General features: G+C 57.1%; 15 protein-coding genes. 8 read left to right on the top strand and 7 right to left on the bottom strand.

Annotated elements, in window-relative coordinates:
• Positions 1 to 360 precede the first annotated feature (360 nt).
• Positions 361 to 777, bottom strand: a complete 417-nt coding sequence (locus tag ACPPVP_RS18220) for a YodC family protein (RefSeq protein ID WP_426536682.1) — start codon at positions 775 to 777, stop codon at positions 361 to 363.
• Positions 778 to 1437: 660 nt separating this feature from the next.
• Here ACPPVP_RS18220 and ACPPVP_RS18215 point away from each other — a divergent pair.
• The gene (locus ACPPVP_RS18215) at positions 1438 to 1626 is read left to right on the top strand and encodes a hypothetical protein (RefSeq protein ID WP_426536680.1); all 189 of its coding nucleotides are present in this window, start codon (positions 1438 to 1440) and stop codon (positions 1624 to 1626) included.
• A 229-nt stretch (positions 1627 to 1855) separates the two neighbouring features.
• Here ACPPVP_RS18215 and ACPPVP_RS18210 read toward each other — a convergent pair whose 3' ends face one another.
• Positions 1856 to 2077, bottom strand: coding sequence for a hypothetical protein (locus ACPPVP_RS18210; RefSeq protein WP_426536678.1), 222 nt, complete (start codon positions 2075 to 2077; stop codon positions 1856 to 1858).
• A 233-nt stretch (positions 2078 to 2310) separates the two neighbouring features.
• On the bottom strand, positions 2311 to 2472 hold the full coding sequence (locus tag ACPPVP_RS18205; protein ID WP_426536676.1) for an HGGxSTG domain-containing protein: 162 nt from the start codon (positions 2470 to 2472) through the stop codon (positions 2311 to 2313).
• A gap of 232 nt (positions 2473 to 2704) precedes the next feature.
• Here ACPPVP_RS18205 and tnpA point away from each other — a divergent pair, with 232 nt between their 5' ends.
• The 3 genes from tnpA to tnpC all read left to right on the top strand — a co-directional run bounded on the left by tnpA (position 2705) and on the right by tnpC (position 5143).
• Positions 2705 to 3100: an IS66-like element accessory protein TnpA gene (gene tnpA / locus ACPPVP_RS18200; RefSeq protein WP_426527613.1), complete on the top strand. Its 396-nt coding sequence runs from the start codon at positions 2705 to 2707 to the stop codon at positions 3098 to 3100.
• Positions 3097 to 3444: an IS66 family insertion sequence element accessory protein TnpB gene (tnpB, locus tag ACPPVP_RS18195; RefSeq protein ID WP_426527612.1), complete on the top strand. Its 348-nt coding sequence runs from the start codon at positions 3097 to 3099 to the stop codon at positions 3442 to 3444. Before tnpA ends, tnpB begins: the two co-directional genes overlap by 4 nt.
• Positions 3445 to 3514: 70 nt before the next feature.
• Positions 3515 to 5143, top strand: coding sequence for an IS66 family transposase (tnpC, locus tag ACPPVP_RS18190; protein WP_426527611.1), 1629 nt, complete (start codon positions 3515 to 3517; stop codon positions 5141 to 5143).
• 530 nt (positions 5144 to 5673) lie between these two features.
• On the opposite strand, the gene ACPPVP_RS18185 is transcribed toward tnpC, so the two are convergent.
• The 3 genes from ACPPVP_RS18185 to ACPPVP_RS18175 form a co-directional block, all read right to left on the bottom strand.
• A complete protein-coding gene (locus ACPPVP_RS18185) occupies positions 5674 to 5853 on the bottom strand; it encodes a hypothetical protein (protein ID WP_426536674.1) in 180 nt (59 codons plus the stop codon).
• Positions 5854 to 6506: 653 nt separating this feature from the next.
• Positions 6507 to 6788: a hypothetical protein gene (locus ACPPVP_RS18180; RefSeq protein WP_426536672.1), complete on the bottom strand. Its 282-nt coding sequence runs from the start codon at positions 6786 to 6788 to the stop codon at positions 6507 to 6509.
• A 204-nt stretch (positions 6789 to 6992) separates the two neighbouring features.
• Entirely contained in the window at positions 6993 to 7154 is a 162-nt protein-coding gene (locus ACPPVP_RS18175; protein WP_426536670.1) for a hypothetical protein, read from the bottom strand.
• Between the two features lie 226 nt (positions 7155 to 7380).
• Here ACPPVP_RS18175 and ACPPVP_RS18170 point away from each other — a divergent pair, with 226 nt between their 5' ends.
• The 3 genes from ACPPVP_RS18170 to ACPPVP_RS18160 all read left to right on the top strand — a co-directional run bounded on the left by ACPPVP_RS18170 (position 7381) and on the right by ACPPVP_RS18160 (position 10314).
• Positions 7381 to 9498 carry an ATP-binding protein gene (locus ACPPVP_RS18170; RefSeq protein WP_426536668.1) on the top strand — a complete coding sequence of 706 codons (2118 nt, stop codon included), beginning with the start codon at positions 7381 to 7383 and terminating at the stop codon, positions 9496 to 9498.
• Positions 9499 to 9581: 83 nt separating this feature from the next.
• Positions 9582 to 9863 (top strand): hypothetical protein, encoded by a 282-nt coding sequence (locus tag ACPPVP_RS18165; protein WP_426536666.1) that lies wholly within the window; start codon positions 9582 to 9584, stop codon positions 9861 to 9863.
• 232 nt (positions 9864 to 10095) lie between these two features.
• Complete coding sequence (locus ACPPVP_RS18160) at positions 10096 to 10314, top strand: hypothetical protein (RefSeq protein ID WP_426536664.1); 219 nt, start codon at positions 10096 to 10098, stop codon at positions 10312 to 10314.
• A gap of 2631 nt (positions 10315 to 12945) precedes the next feature.
• Here ACPPVP_RS18160 and ACPPVP_RS18155 read toward each other — a convergent pair.
• Entirely contained in the window at positions 12946 to 13179 is a 234-nt protein-coding gene (locus ACPPVP_RS18155) for a DUF2171 domain-containing protein (protein WP_426536662.1), read from the bottom strand.
• Between the two features lie 446 nt (positions 13180 to 13625).
• Here ACPPVP_RS18155 and ACPPVP_RS18150 point away from each other — a divergent pair, with 446 nt between their 5' ends.
• Positions 13626 to 16637, top strand: coding sequence for a hypothetical protein (locus ACPPVP_RS18150; RefSeq protein ID WP_426536660.1), 3012 nt, complete (start codon positions 13626 to 13628; stop codon positions 16635 to 16637).
• Positions 16638 to 17036 lie beyond the last annotated feature (399 nt).

The raw sequence follows: 17036 nt of genomic DNA, 5'->3' as shown, positions 1-17036 counted from the left end.
AGGAAAGGCTAAAACGATTCGACGACCGCAGTAAGTACAAAAGGCCCGGAACCCGTGTTCTAGGCCGTTTTGGCGGTCTGGGAGGGTATTTTACCCTTCGCTCTGGGGAGCGGTCCCGCCTGTGAGGGGGTTGTAGGAGCCATCGACAACGAGGAAGGTAAGGATCGCCTCTAGCGCTGTCTGGAGCAGTCCCGTGAGGGTGCCAGTATCGATGGCGTACCATTGACCGCGCTAAACGAGATAACGCCGACAATCGAAAGCATGGAGCCCATCAGAAAGTCCTCTTCCCCCAGCGGGGCTTTCGCTTATATGCCCGAAGGCCGCTGGGTAGCGATGTTTCCAATACCATCGCGGATGACATCAAAAGGCGCAATGGAATTTGCCCGTGAACGATACTGACCCCGACGGGCAGTGCTTTTTATAATACTGATCGGCCGCTCGTTCTTCCTCTTGCTCTTGGCGCAGATCATCCGGAGGAGGAACTGTTACTGGTAGGCTTAGCACGGCGATTGGGAAACTTTCAGATTTGAGATCACCGTTCCCGTCGGTCCACGAGCAATTCACCTGATCGCCTTGGACTGCGGTAACGGTCATCAAGGGCCCACCTGAACGCACCCGGACAAGATCGCCATCGTGCAACGGAGAAGCGGATCGGCTCTGCGGTGCAACTTGGGAAGGAGGAGAAGCAGAAAAGGCGGGTATCGCCAGATACACGTTAACCCCGATTCCAAGCATTACTGCGATTGCAATCGAGAAGGGTTTCGTCCGCGCCAACATGTTACGCTCCGTTTTCACAGCTCATGGTCCGCCCCTTCGTGAAGCTGACGTAGGTTCGCAATTATCCAAATCCCATTAAATTCTGCGTTAGAGACCAAACGCGCCGCTTGCAGCTGGGGCTAAAGAGTAAGCCCAAAGGCTGAGGGCTCCCGTGCCCCTACGGGCTTGCCCTCCATCGCTAGTTGCGGTTCGATTGAGCAAAAGATGGGGGAAACATGCGAACGTCGCTTATTTTTGCGCTGGCTGTGATGTGTTGCCAGCCGGCGCTGGCAGCCTGCGGTGACAGGGGCGGCCCGGGTTACCGAAGCAGCTCGGGACAATGCGTCGGCTGGGATGCGCTCGCCCGACAGTGCGGAAACCCGCCAACTACAAAGTGCACCGCTGAGAATGTCAGCGCTGGTTCAGCCGATGCGGCAGAGAGCGGAGCTAAGATCCGATCGCTAATGGACCGGTCGCACGAAATGAAGAAGTCAACGGCAGATGCCGCACGACCATAAGCGCCGGCTTGTAGAGCTGGGGCTGAAGGCGAAGTCCAGGGGCTGAGTCCATTCCCTCGGCGAGCAGCTACTCGTCCGTGGAACGAACCTCCCGCTAAGATCAGCCCTCGGGCTGGAGAGTGGTATACCGCAGTGGCTTCAGAACTTGCTCAATGGTTGGCCAATGATACGCGCCAACCTGCCAACGATTTTCACAATTTTGGCTCTCATGTTCGGTGGCGTATGGTCGATTATGAGTTGGAGCTACGGCAGCATCGCCGCTGGTGGTGGTCGCGCAAGCCCAGAAAGACAGCGAAAAATCAATACCCGCAACGTTGATGCCAGTCGCATCAGCATGGCTCAAATACTGTGATGACGCGGAAACAAAATTCGCGCAGTTGGTGACGGCAGCCAGGACCGCCGGGCGGCGATACGAACGTCACTGTGTTGTTGGTCGTCAGCGCCGTGACATTGCCCGTGGCATCATTCAGCGTGTTGTCGAGGCTGACGAGGGAGCCGAGGTTGGTTTGGAGGCCGAGTGAGCCCCCCGCCCGCAACGATCTTCGGCGGATTTCTAACCAGAATCTGGGGACTCAAAAACATCAGACCGCTTTCCGGTTCAACTCGGGCCTTGGCACCATGTCGCCCGACTGACCGCGCTCAAGGTTCGCTTCAGCCCACGCGAGGACCTCGTAGCCTTCCTGCTCAGTCAGATTGTTCAGAGGAGTGTGAGCCTGCAACATGGTCACCACCTCTCGCAACTTCTTCCATATCGTCGTACCTTTCCTTGTTCCGTTTGCGCGGTTCCTGCGCGCGTTGCTCATATCTTCGTCTTGTCTCTCTGCACTCATTTCGCTTCACTTCGTCTGCAGGCCATTGCGAGCGACATCAGCTTGGGTCACAGCAGCTGCCCTCGCTCCATACCCTGTTCGCCCCCGCCGTCTTCCAAGTGCGGCGGGGGTTTTTCGTGCAGGCCCCCCAAAGTGCGTTGAGTCGTCTCGCTCATTTCGTTGATGAGCGCCGCAATCTGGCGCCGTTGCTGGGTCGATCGGGCCGACTAGCGGCCGTGTTTGAAAGCGTTCTGGTTGGCCTTCGGTGCCTCAGGAGATGGCCCGCCGTGCATCCGGGACCGGCCGTTAGGCATCCCCGGAGACTGACAGAGCTTGCCGCTTCGGGTTCGCGCACCGCATCTCGAGGCTCTCTGAATATCTAACAGCATGGGCGGCAGTAGGAACCTTTCGTTTTCCAGTCTCTAAAAGGTGATCACGGTGCGCCGCAATATGGCCACCGCACTGCGGCATGATAGACGCTATTCTGTGACCCAGGCTGTTCTGAACAGGAGTACGCTATGTTCTGGACAGGTTTTTTCATCGGTTTTGCTGCTTGTGTCGCGTTTCCCTCTGGCGAGGGCCGCCTTGTTGGATTAGTCCAATTGGTGCGTAACAGTCCTTATGGACAGCCATAAGCGCAGTACTCAGCTTGAGCGGCTTGAGGTGGTCGAGACTGGTCGCCGGCGGCGCTGGTCGGATGACGAGAAGCTGCGGATCGTGACCGAGAGCTTTGAAGCGCCGCGCGCTATATCGTCGACGGCACGGCGCCATGGCATATCACGTTCGTTGCTGATGACATGGCGTCGCGCGCTCAATGCCGAGCCGATTAGCCCTCAAAGCGAACAATCTGGCTTTGCGCGGGTCGTCCTTGCCGCTGAGGTCGAGCCGGCGGTTGCTGCCACACCGACGAGCGGGCAGATGGTGATTGTCGTTGGCAGGGATCGTCGGGTGATTGTCGACGCCGGCGTCGATGCGACGGCGCTGGCGCGGGTGTTGCAGGTTCTGGAGCGTCGATGATCCCGATCTCTTCGAACGCACGGATCTGGATTGCGACCGGCTACACCGACATGCGCAAGGGCATGCAGGGTTTGTCATTATTGGTGCAGGAAAGCCTAGGTCGAGATCCGTTTGCCGGAGATGTCTTCGTGTTCCGCGGCCGCGGCGGTTCGCTGATCAAGGCCTTGTGGCACGATGGAATTGGATTGTCGCTCTACGCCAAGCGGTTAGACCGTGGCCGTTTTGTCTGGCCGGTGACGGTGAGCGGTGTGGTGGGGCTGACTGCGGCGCAGATGAGTTATCTGCTGGAGGCGATCGACTGGCGCAACCCGCAGCATACGTGGCGGCCACAGAGCGCGGGATAGGCTCAAAAATGTTCTGAAGCACGGAAGAAAAGACGCCTCAAATCGCCCCTTTTGTGATTCCATCGGGGCCATGGGTGACGGCCTTGAATCGCTGCCAGACGACATCGAAACGCTGAAAGCGGCATTGATCGTTGCTCGCGCGGAGGCTGCGGCCGCCCGCGCTCAGCAGTCCGACAACCAGGCGCTGATCGCCCATCTGAAGCTGCAGATCGAGAAACTCAATCGCGACCGCTATGGGCCGCGCTCGGAGCGTACCGCGCGACTATTGGATCAGCTTGAGCTGACGCTGGAGGAGTTGGAGAGTTCGGCGACGGAGGACGAGCTCGCAGCCGAAATGGCCGCGACCAAAACCATGAAGGTGGCGTCGTTCACGCGCAAGCGACCGTCGCGCCAGCCGTTCCCGGAGCATCTGCCTCGCGAGCGGGTGATCGTGCCGGGGCCTGTGGTGTGCGCCTGCTGTGGCGGCGCGCGGCTGTCCAGGCTCGGGGAGGACATCACCGAGACGTTGGAGGTGGTCCCGAAATCCTGGAAGGTGATCCAGCACGTCCGCGAGAAGTTTACTTGCCGTGATTGCGAGAAGATCAGCCAGGCCCCGGCGCCGTTCTATGTGATTGCCCGCGGCTGGGCGGGGCCAAGCTTGCTGGCGATGGTGCTGTTCGAGAAGTTTGGCCAGCATCAGCCGCTGAACCGCCAAGCGGAACGCTATGCCAGGGAGGGCGTGCCGATCAGTCTATCGACCCTGGCCGACCAGGTCGGCGGCTGCACGGCGGCGCTGGCGCCCTTGTTCAAGCGCCTCGAGGCCTATGTGCTGAGCGCCGAGCGATTGCACGGGGACGACACCACGGTCCCGGTCCTGGCCAAAGGCAAGACCGACACCGCCCGGATCTGGGTCTATGTGCGCGACGACAAGCCTTTTGGCGGGCCGGCCCCGCCGGGGGCGGTGTTCTATTACTCGCGCGATCGCGCGGGCGAGCATCCCCAGGCGCATCTGGCCGGCTACAGCGGCATCTTCCAGGCCGATGCCTATAGCGGCTATGGCAAGCTTTACGACCCGGGCCGCAACGCAGGTCCGATCCTGGAAGCCGCGTGCTGGGTCCATGCCCGACGACCATTCTTCGTAATGGCTGATCTGGCTGAGAATGCGCGTCGCAAGGCTAAGGGCAAGAAGCCGGCAGTGATCTCGCCGCTGGCAATGGAAGCAGTCCGCCGGATCGACGCCTTGTTTGAGATCGAGCGAGGCATCAACGGACAGAGCCCCGAACGGCGCCGGGCCGTCCGCCAGGAACTGAGCGCGCCGTTGGTCGCCAATTTAGAAACCTGGATGCGCGAGCAACGCGCCAAGCTCTCGCGTCGCAACGACATCGCCAAGGCCATGGACTACATGCTCAAGCGCTGGAGCGCGTTCATACGCTTCCTCGACGACGGCCGCATCTGCCTGTCGAACAATGCGGCGGAGCGTGGCGTGCGCGGCATCGCTTTGGGTCGAAAGTCCTGGCTGTTCTGCGGCTCTGATCGCGGTGGCGAGCGTGCCGCGGTGATGTACAGCCTGATCGTCACCGCCAAGATGAACGATGTCGATCCGCAAGCCTGGCTCGCCGACGTTCTGGCGCGCATCGCCGAGCATCCCGTCCAAAGGCTCGACGAACTCCTTCCGTGGAATTGGCGCCACCGAAACAAGCAAGTCGATCAGGCAGCCTGAGTGGCCGCTGTGCGGTCTTCACCGGACGCTTACTGTGTCGCCATCGTACTTACTGAGCACGTCGTCCGCGATCGGCGTCAGCGAGCGGCATTTATTGCCAGTCTTTTGCCCACGGAGCGCGAAAAGCTCAGAGGCTTCGAGACCGTCAAAGGCGACTGGCACCAATTTCGTGAGCTATTGCATCATTGATCGCTCGTGGAAGCGAAACGAGGCGAAAATGAAAAACGCCCTATACTTTTTCTTAGCACACCTACATGGGCTAATCGTAATCGGAACCGCCCTGGCGATTCTCGGACTTGTTGGGATCTCACTATTTTCCCGAAGTAACATAGTCAGCACCGAATTGGATGACGGGCCGACGCTATGACAGTCTTTGTCTACGTCAACACCAGCAAGCAGGTCGGCGACCGCGATCACCTCAAAGTCTTTGCTAATGCCGACGCCGCGGAAACCTGGTTTTCGCGGAAAACGATCCTGAAGGCGTTGCCTTTGAATACGATGTGCTCGAAGGGGCCACAAATTGAGTCGGCCTAACTCAAGGGCTCAAAACGGCCCAAGAAATCTTCACCTCGCCATAACTCGATAGGATGGGCATCAACTAACTGCCTCGCGCGCTCTTTGGCGGCGGCATCGTCATCGCAGACGAGATCAATGCGCAGGATGATATGGCCGTCCGGGCCTATGGCGTAGACCTTGTATTCTGCTGCCATCGGTCCCCACCGTTACGGCGATTTGGAACCGTTCTTAAGTAAGGCGGGAATAAGTGGCAACCCCAATTGGCCAAATAATTATGGCCCGCCAGCGTGAACCAGACGAGCCTTATTAGAACTCACGAGCAAACAGGTTGGAGGCCCTGATCAACTCAAGGTCTTTGCGAGCGCCGATGCTGCGGAGGCTTGGTTTGCGGAAAACGATCCCGACGGCGTGGCGTTTGAGTACCGGGTTCTGGGATGAAAAAGAGGCCGCCGACTAAGGGGCCTTACTTTCCGAAGGCTCGATTGAAGCTGATCGCCAACTCTAGCGTTTAAGAAGCCTGCGCCAATCACGTAAAAACCACCCGAGGCTCAATTGTGGGTCGGTCTTATCTGAAATAAGCTGGAACGCGGCTCTGTGACTGATAGTCTCCGGGCATGGCGAAACGGACGAAACGAATTGCCATTCGGCGACGTCAATTGGACGAGCCCTATAGTGTTGGCTACTTCGCCCGGAAGCACGACATCTCAGTAGAGCAGGCTCGCGAGCTGATGCGGAAGATTGGCCGTGACCGCGAGAAACTCAACGAAGTTGCTGCCAGGCTTTTTCGCAAGTAGGCTGCAGCGTGGCTGGCTTTAGGTAAAGCGACAGAGCAGCTTTTTAATTTCGATCACACCCTAGGCTTTGTGAGCGGTCCGACTAATAAACAGCGAAGTTCATCGATCTGCCGTGCAAAGTCTATCGCCTTTACCTTCAACACTTCCATCGCATGGCCACGATGGCCTTCATTTTCCAGTTCTATGATCCGGTCGTTAAATGCGTTCAGCTCGTTTTGTAGATGCTGAATTTCGTGTTGGACCGGGAAACGCGAAGCTGAAATCCGATCGACTTGTTTTCCGGCCTCCGCCCGCATCGCAAGCAGATTGCCGGTTCTCGCCCGCCGTGTTGTCATGGGCTTCTCCGCCGCCTACGAAAAGGGGCCCGCCATTTGCGGCGGTGCCCCCTAGTCTAGGGAGAAGATTTGAGGATAGTGCGATTCGAGAGCTCGTTGTGTGTCGGAAAACACACAGGCTTTGCGAAACCGTCGCCCTAAATGAGAAGCGATCCGCGCGCGAGGCCGTGAAAAGGGATAGGGCTGCAGCATGATCTGGGCACTCTATTTCCGAGCTAGTCCCTTGAACGAACTGGCCCTCAAAATGCCCTGCGAGGTGATGTCCCGGTACTCAATATCGGCAACGAAGGTCGGCTCAACCCACGCTGCCCTCGGCTTCTTGATGGGCTTGGTGAGCTTGGACTTCGGGCTCACCACAGATACCAATTGCTTGCGAATTTGACTGGAGACGTACGCGACCAGCCCGGTCCGACCTTGCCCATATAGACCAGCTCCTTCCCTTCCCGCTTGCCAAGATAGAGAGCGGCAACGCCCGTGGAGTCTTTCACAAAGCCAACAACACAAACCTATCCAATCTTAGTCAGAATCCCGACGCTTGCCATGTCTCGGCGATTCAACGAATAATCCTGCAATTTTGGGGGTTTGGGCTTTTATGCAGCAGCGGCCGAAGACTATCCGCCTGATCCGGCTTGCCATGGCCGCAGCGGTCCTGCTGCCCTGCGCGCTGTTCGCTTTCGCGTCCTGGACCGCCTACCGCAGCCTCCACGTCTTGGCCGACGAGCGCCTGCTGCGCTCGCTTGACGTTCTGCAGGAAGAAGCGGCCAAGACCTTCGAACTGACCAATCTGACGATGAGCAATGTGTCCGACCTGGTCGCGAGTATGTCCGGCGCAGACATCCGCCAGAACGGTCAACGGCTGCACGATCAGTTCAGAAAATTTTCCGATGCAGTGGCTGTGATCCAGTCCATCTGGATCTACGGAGCGGATGGCCGCGCGCTGGTATCGTCGAGTGTCTTTCCGCCGCCGACGCAGAGCTACGCCGACCGGGATTTCTTCGTCGCTCACGTCAAAGGGGATGTGGGCATTCATTACGGACAAGTTTATCAATCCAGTCTCAATGGTGAGCCGTTTTTCACGATCAGCAAGCGGATTTCGCACAACGGTGAATTTATTGGCGTGCTGGAAGTTTCCGTTCTGCCCAGCAACTTTTTCAAGTTCTTTGCGGCCCTGGCCTACACGCGCGGTCTGCAGTATGCGCTCATTCGTCAAGACGGCCTCTTCTTGGCTCGCTATCCCGAAGTGCCGGTTGGCTCGGCCAACCAGTTGGGTCCACAGACGGGCTTTCGCCGGACCGTCGCGCAATTCCCTGCGGGTGGCTATTACAACTCGACCTCTCCTATTGACGGCGTGGCCCGTCGCTATGCGATCCGCCGCATCGAAGGGACACCCCTGTACCTCACAGCCGGGATTGAAAACGCAACCATCCGCAGTGAATGGCTTGCGACGATGGGAACTCATCTCATCTTCGGCATTCCGGCGGCACTGCTCTTGTTGATGACACTGTTTGCGGTTCTGCAGCGCACGCAGGCACTTTATGGCGAGATCGACCGCCGCGCGGCGGCCGAGAGCGCATTGCGCCAGTCGCAAAAGCTGGAAGCCATCGGTCAGCTCACCGGCGGTATTGCACATGACTTCAACAATCTGCTGACCATCATCATCGGCAATCTTGAAGGACTGCAAAAGCAGTTGGCGCGCGCGGATGCCAAGGTGCGACGTCGCGCGGACAACGCGATGCACGGCGCGCAACGTGCCGCCACGCTTACCAAGCGATTGCTGGCGTTCTCACGGCAGCAACCGCTCACCCCGACCCCGATCGACGTCAACCGGCTGATGAGCGGGTTGTCCGACTTCCTGCAGCGCGCCTTGGGCGAAGAAATTGCCCTTGAGGTGGTGGGCGGCGGCGGGCTGTGGCCAGTAGAGGTCGATGCGGCTGAGCTGGAATCTGTCCTGGTGAACCTTGTGGTCAACGCGCGGGATGCCATGCCTAAGGGCGGCAAGCTTACGGTCGAGGCTTCCAATTCTTACCTCGACGACGCATATTGCAGCCGGCACCTCGACGTAAACCCCGGCCAGTATGTTCTGATCTCCGTCACCGACAACGGGATCGGCATGACTGAAGACGTCGCGCAGCATGCCTTCGAGCCATTCTACACCACCAAGCAGACGGGCCAAGGCACTGGCCTTGGACTTAGCCAAGTGTACGGGTTTGTCAGGCAGTCCGGCGGGCATGTGAAGATTTACAGTGAAGTCGGTGAAGGCACGACCATCAAAGTCTACCTACCCCGATTCAATGGCCAGCCGACTGCAGACGACCCGCCGATCGCGCCTTCCGCTCGCGGTCAGACTGGAGAATGCATCCTAGTTGTAGAGGACGACGCAGACGTACGGGCCTACGTGATTGAGACTCTCGGCGGCATGGGTTATGACGTGCTTGAGGCCCGAGGCGGCGAAGAGGCCCTCCGTTTAATGACGCAGTACAAAGGCATCAGCTTGTTGCTGACCGATGTGGTTATGCCGGGAATGAATGGCCGCAGGCTAGTGGAAGCAGCCGTGCAACTCCACCCCGACCTAAAGGTGCTCTACATGACGGGGTATTCGCGAAACGCCATCGTCCATCAAGGGCGACTAGACGCAGGGGTGGATCTTCTTCAAAAACCCCTCTCACAGGAACAGCTGGCTGCAATGGTCCGGAAGGTGCTCGATCGCTGATTGGCAACCCTTGGTGACTCGACGTCGCCACCAACCTGAACCAAACTCCCCGCACGCTTGGATGCCGACTGGCGGAGTTTGTCATGCGTAAATCCCACTGGACGCCGTCGATAGTCCCAAGTGACGATCAAACCGTTTATCTTGATTTCGGCAAATTAGGCTGCGCCTGGCGCGAGGCCGCCTACGAAGCCACAGACTTGGAAACCGTTATTCAGGATCTCCTTTCAGGCCAGTACAATAATCCGATCCGCATCGTCGCCTTCAATACCGTCGAGCGCTTGTCTGAGGACGTATCCGAGGACGTCGCCCATAAGCTTCGGAAACGCTGCGATCAGCAGATGAGAGATATCCCACCCTCCCTTTAAGATTTAGTCGAGCGACAAGAATGCGCCGCATGGCATCAATTGACATTGCGGCTCGTCTAGACCTCGTTTCAGGCCGTCCTCTGGTAGAGCTGGGGCTTAAGGTCAAAGGGATATGAAAGGCTGGAAGTGGACCCGAGATCCTGAGTACTTTTTGATTATTGGGGTGCTGATTATCTTGATCTGGGTCGTTTTGCAGAGGCCGAATTACTAATCCCGTTTGGCGAGAGGGCCAATGCCGCACTGGATCCAGGCAAAGAAGGCGCTTTTTCAGTCGTGGTCGAAACAGCCAACGACGCCTTGGGGGAAGCTCGCTGAACTGACCGAGGTTGGTTACTCCGAGGTGATCGCAAGGGACATCATGTCGAGTGCAACCGTAGGATTGACCAGCCTGCAGGCCGAGACAGATGACCCACCGCAATGGGAAAGCCATCCTCCGGCTTTCGGATACTAGGTTGAAGGCGAAGCCAGATGACGGCAATCGAGCTTAAGCCCTGCGATCGAGTGCGTTTAAACCAACTGGGCACCTCTCGCAGCCCAAAGATTAGAGGTCGAACAGGAACAGTGGTCGCGCTCTCCAGGCGCAAAAGCCGCAGCACATCCGTCGGCGTACTATTTGATGGGAATAAGCGACCCACCACCATCCATCGCTCTTACGTGGAACGAGATGATGACGGTGGATAGCGGGAACAACCATAAGACTGTAATTGAAAATTCAACCATTAGACGCTCACGATTGTCTGTTCCAACTCGGAGGTCAGATATGGTTCGTCCTGGCGACTTTGCGGTGCGAGTTGCTGACGCGCAGTACCGAGACACATTTCGGTTGCCCGTTGATGCAGCTCGCCGCAAAGCACGCGAGGTTATTGATCATAAGCCGCAGGACGGCTTAACGCCGACCGTTGAGAATTGGAGGCAACTTCCCGACGGTCAGATTGAATTTGCAATACGGTACTTTTTAACTGCGGACTGAACGTCCTCAGCCCATTCCTGCTGGGTTTGGCCAGTTCGGCGCCCTTGCGAAAAAGCCATCTGCCGGCTGGTCGAACTGGGGATGAAGGCGAAGTCGAAAGGCTGAGCTAAAGTCGGAAACGCGGCCAAAGCGCTGCAGCGCCGCTGCCCGACTATGCAATCAAGATCGTCGCGCGCGGCGCCAACAAGGAAGATAAGGTCGCAGCGTCGGTGAGCGCGGCGGGCAGATTAGGTTCGAGCACCCGATGCTCGTTCACCCCCACCTTTTCCCAAACGTGGGTGACTCCACTTGGTCGACTTTCCAATCGAAAAAGTCAAAATTACCTGACCACACGTGAACTTTGGTCGCGCAAACCTCACATTTGAAGCTGCCTGAATGCTTTTCTGAGTGGTGCTCCCTTGTCGCGCTGTAAGGCAGCCCGCAACTGGGACAGCTAAAATATTCGGTCGTCCAAATACTGCTTGCCATCGCCGAATTATGAGGTGCTCCAACCACCTAGTCCAGCTCAGCAACCCATCACGTTAAATGATCCACTACTCAACACGTCAAGACCGCTGCCTAACCGGTAGCACTTTCTTAACTCGACGGATTTGGACACGCGGATTGGCGTCATGAAGTCGCTGAACCTTCATGTGGAGCGAATGTTCAATTCCAATCGCAAAGAAACCCATTGGGGCAAGCGCAAGCTGAAGAGAGATCGATGGCCGTTTTGAACTATGTGGACACAAGCAAGCAGGTCTGAGACCGCGATCACCTCAATGTCTTTGCGAACGCCGACGCCGCGGAAACCTGGTTCGTGGAAAACGATCCTGAGGGCGTCGCTTTTGAGTACGAGATTCTGGAATGAACGACCCCGTCACTGAGGCGGACTTTCAATTGGCCGGCTTGCGGAGCTTCTTGATGAAGCTCGCGCTGGTCGTTGGCGTATTCCTCAACGACTTGCCGCGCCTGATCAGTGCGCGACGGCGTCTCTTTCGGCTCGTCCTCGGGCGTCTGCTTCTTTCCCATAACCCTAGAAACGGGGGAACATCTCTCAGGTTTCAAACCAGCAATAGAAATAGGGACCTCCCACATTGAGCCCGGGCCACGGCATTGTTAATCCGTTCCACGCCTGGTTGTCTCCGCGCGTAAATTACAACCATTGGTGAGGGATTTGGAATGGAGCAGATTATTCCGGCTGCGGCCGTGATGCTGGCTGCCACCGCCGCACAGGCGCAATATCTTGGCGGCACAGGCTTGCCTAACGTTCCGGTGAACGCCTGAGGATTGAGAAGACCGACGGTCCAATTGACATTGCGCGTGATGGTGCCGCCGCCTGAGTTGGCGTCAAACGTAGCATTATCTGTTGAGCTGTTGGGCCAGCCACCGGCCGCGGTGCAAGCTCCGCCGCCGCCATTCGTGGCTGCAAACCAACTGGACTTCGGCGGCATGCCTCGAGCCGTGGCGGGTCAGCCGTTACTCATGCAGCCGATGCAGCTGGAGATCAGTGCCTGAGAATTAGATCGGCATGTGCGAATAGCGACCACACGAAGAGAGTCGCCGCTGCGATCAAGGCAATATCGGAAAGGAAGCGATGTCCGGTCATCGAAGCAAGATATCGCTGCCGCCTAAGTCCGCAAGTGAGTTCGACCGTTAAGCTAAGTGCTCTACGTTAATGAACAAACTCTTCGGCCTTTTCCTTGTCGCGCTCTCTTGCTTTGCGCCCGCTCTGCACAGGCGGCCACTTGCTTTTGGTTTGGTGGCACCTGCAACATCAACGACACCAGCAGCCCACATCCGTTGGCCGACGACCCCCGCCAGGACATTCCCGGCTGTGAGAAGCTTGCGCATGAGGTCTCCATGGCGCCCAGCCCGGAAAGATCCGACGCGCCTAAGGGTGATCAAAGATCGCCGGACGCCATGGATTGGGGATTTGGAGGCATCCGCGTCGTTCGCTTTCCGGGCGAACAATGGGGACATCATGAGAGCAGTACAGGAAACCGCTACAGCATGGCTGCTGATGTTGCGGAGATCGCTGGGGCAACGAAGATTACTGCGTGTACCAAATGAAAGCGGCCATGCGGGCGTGATGCCGCGTGGCCTTCAGCTAAACTGAGAGGGAAACCCGAGCGTTCACTTTTCTACTCCCATAGTAACCGCAACATCCGCATTTGCCGAGAGCCTCACTTTGTTGCCCTCCACTCCGGCAATCAGTCCTTTGTCGATGAAGTGGTGATGGCCCTTGTGAGAGCCTTCGCCGCTGTCTTTCTTGGTAAGTTTGATGCGGCCGCCTTCTACCTTGTCGACGGTACCCACGTGAACGCCGTCGGCGCCGATGACTTCCATGTGCTCTTTGATATCGGTCATGAGATTTATCCCTGTGAACGGGTAACAACGCGCCTGGAGGTCAAACGTTCAAGGGGACAAGAACGAAATGGAACCTAACGATTGCCATCGCTGAAGCCCGAATCCGATGTTTCGCCATGGCCGAACACACGGCTTCGACGATTGCCACCCGGTATCAGCCGCAGGGCAAGGAAATCGAGCGTGCCTTAACGGACCAAGACCACCGAACCCGATACCTCCATCCATTTCAACTTTGGCTCTTGATTGAAAATGGTTCAAGATTGTTGGTTGCCTGCCACAAATACTACTATTGGACGATACTGCATTGGGAGCGCATGATGAGGAGACGTGCATAATCAGCATGTCTTTGCGTACAGGACTCCACCGACCGGCTCGTTTATCTCGTACCGATTGCCCCCGACATCCGATTTTAGTCACGCACGCTCCCAGTTGGATCCCGCAACCGAATGGAACGAAAGCCCCCGCCCGACCAGATTATTCTGATACATGGCACGGCCGCGGCTGACATTGCCGATCGAGGGTCTCGATGGTGGCAGCTTGAGAGCGGCTTTCAAATTTGGCTGCGCTCATGGCTCGCAGGGTTCGCGTTTGGCAAGCCCTTTCATTGGTCGGGAGCCAACCTCGAAAATCGACGTGATGAAGCTGCGCTGGCTCTGCTGGAGCGTCTGCGCAAACTCGACGAAAAGGTCGGATACCATCTGATCGCACATAGCCATGGCGGTTCCATCGTCTGGCGTTGCCTGGTGGCCTCGGCTAAGCAGGGTAAGCGGCTTGAGGGCCTCCGAAGTTGGACGACGGTTGGCACGCCCTTCATCACTTTTCGGTCTATCGCCGCTAGCATCTGGCTCTTGATCGCCTCGCTGGTTTCCTTGTGCCTCCTGGCGCTCTGTCTGTTTCCCGATCGGCCGGGCGAGGTCTGGACGGCAATCCAAAGACTGCGTCAAACAGAGCAAACGGCGTCGGTGTTGATCTATTATCTTTTGGTGGCGGTGCTCGGTCTTGTGGCGACATTCGCGACAATACTCGTTTTGCAACCGATGATCGCTTGGCTACGTGATCGGTCCCTTGATGAGGCCGCACGGCGCGCCGGTCATTGGTATGGCCCATTGTGGCTTGGTCTCTGGCATCCGCTGGATGAGCCTATCAACTTGCTCGCCGGCTCCTTAGGCGCAGCCCCTGCAATTGCACCACGCTTAAGCTCCACCAGCCTCTTAAGCTTTGTGCCGTTCGTTGTCCCAATTTACGACGGCCTCTTCGCGCGAGCGGCGGATGAGTTTATCTGGTCGAAAGTAGTGGAACGAGCCCAAGGCAGCAATATCGTGGGACGGCGAGCATTTGCGGTGGGTCGGTCCCCGCCCGCGTTGTATCCGGGTTGGGGACCAATCCCTGAGGAGATTGCAAGCCGCATAACCGAACGTTCCGATCTTCATGCCGGAAGAGCTGTCAATCGGATGCGGGCTACCTTCGAAGGCGCCTATGATACGCAAGGTTCTGAGGTCGTATTCAGCGCTCTTGCGCGTACGGTGACGTTTCAGGAGCTGATCCATACGTCTTACTATGATGATGACGGCGTGCGGACCATGATCGCCGAGTGGGTCAACTTGCATGCAGGACATGAGCCGATTTCCGCCGCACACCCCCTCGTCTTTCCATTGAAGCTCGATGCAACGACCGTTACTGACGTCCCCATGAGTCGCCAGCCAAATAATCGCAGAAGGCTGGATTTTGCTTTTGCTCTTGGATTGATCACGCTCAGCGGCTTGCTCGCGATGGCCATTCTTTCTTTCTACGGCGCCAAGATCTCGCCTGCAACTGACCAGTATCAGGTGGAGAGGATAGCCGCGATGGCACGCCGACCTGCCGTCAACAGCGTCGGCTCGGAAGCCGCCCTGCCGGCCGTCCTGATGAGGCTTGAGCTCCTTGGTATCGCAAAGCGGGCAGAAGATTTTCTTGATGACATCGGCGATGCGATCACGAGGCAAAACGCGGCCGAGGGCGTCGGCTACGCTTTGGGGTATGCTGGTCAGTTTGACAGGCTAGATTCCGTGGCACTCAGATCGGAGAATGCCTCATTTGTAATTCTGACCGTCAAAGCAGCCGCTGTTTTAGGAGCATCGGACGCAGGGCTTAAGCCTCCGGATGATCTCATTGAAGAACTGCGCGCGCAATTCGTCCGCAAAGCAGCAGGCTCATCTATGCGCACAGTCGCAGACGCATTGATCGCCTTTTACGGTCGGTCGGGCGCTGAGGAAATCGGCAAACTGATAAAAGAGCGAGGAGCTACAACGGTGCTTAGCGCACCAATTGTACCTCCCAACAACCCCTCTCTTGATGTTACGGACGATTGCTATCTCGCTTTCATTATATCCACGACGCGACACTTGACTGCTGAACAGCGGAATGAATTGCGTGCAATGATTGACTGCAAGGAAACTTCGGCAACTTGGCTTACGGGCTCGATATTGCGCACGCTGGTTGACGAACCGCACTATCCGACACTGATTGCCATAACGAAAGGTACCGCGCTCGAGACAGTCTCCATTAAAGACCTCCTCCTGGAACTCCTTAAGAAGGGTGACGCAAAGCTCTCCGATACCACTCTGAAGCTCATGTATGTTATCGAGATCGAGAAAGCCTATGATCGGTTCGCTTTTGAACATTTAAGCGACGCCTATGATGCGGCGTTGATAGACTACAATCGACCTTACGTGATGCAGCTAATGACCGAAGCCGGCAATCGGCTCGCCAAGCTCGGAGATAACGATACAGCAACGAAGCTTTTCACCAAGATCGAGAATGATTTACCGAAGCTCTACGAGGAACATGTTGAAGCATACAAAAACACATTGTTCGCCGAGAGTACTATCGCGACGTTTCGGGGCTTGATCGCTCATTTTGTGCGCAGCGATCGGCGCAACGATGCAGCATGGTGGATACGACAGACTTATTCGATTTTACTAGATCGAAAGGACGATGAGGAGAATCTCAGAACCTTATGGTACGCAGCGATTGCGGAAGCCGCGGAAACGCTGAAACTTGACGGCCTCACCAAGCAAGCCATCGAAGCGGGGCTCGCCGTCAAAGAGCCTTCACCACGCGAGCCAAATGTTCGGGGAGCGATCGAGTTGGGCATAGTGTCCATGGCCCTCCGAGGGGATGACCCCATCGGCTATACCCGAGCTGCTTTTGAAAAAGCGACAGATTGGCTCAATCGGGTCTCCGAACGTGAAGGGCTTGAACTCGATGTCGTAAAGCTCGTATCGGCCTGGTCCAAGCTCGGTGAGCTGCCCCGCGCTCGCGAGATAGCAGAACGCGCGCCGACCCGGCGCGCGACCCTGGCCGGCTATGTTGCCATGCTGGACGTCGTTCTCGATAGGTCACTGGCAAAGGCATCGGCACAACCCAATGTCATTGGCAAACGGTACTCGCTGGAGAAGGTAATGGCTGAGTGGCAATAAGCCTCCTCGGCCCTTACATCTCTTGCCTCTCTGCTAGACTCTCCTTCCCATGATCGACCAACGCCGCGCGGCCGCAAATCGCGGCTCGGAAGTACGTCTATCAGTGCTTGCTTCCACGGGCGCGCACAAGGTTTTCGAGCTCTAGAGCGTGCTTTTGCATAAGCGTTGACCAACGCATTTCCTTTGGCGACGACCAGTCGATAGACGAGAGCGGCTGCCCAGGATTGATGCTAGCAAGCAAATCAGTGAGTTCTAGAAATTCTCGCGTCTCTTCGACCGTCAATCCAATAAGAATACGGTTTCCGTCATCGTCTAAAGCGTAGTTGCTCTCGCCAAAAATCATGCCTCGTCAAAGCGCAGCGCGAAGGTTAGTGCAATGGCTCGATCGATTTAACCTAA

This window comes from Bradyrhizobium sp. McL0615 (genome assembly GCF_049993905.1).
GTDB lineage: Bacteria > Pseudomonadota > Alphaproteobacteria > Rhizobiales > Xanthobacteraceae > Bradyrhizobium.
This window is presented reverse-complemented; position numbering and strand designations above follow the sequence as displayed.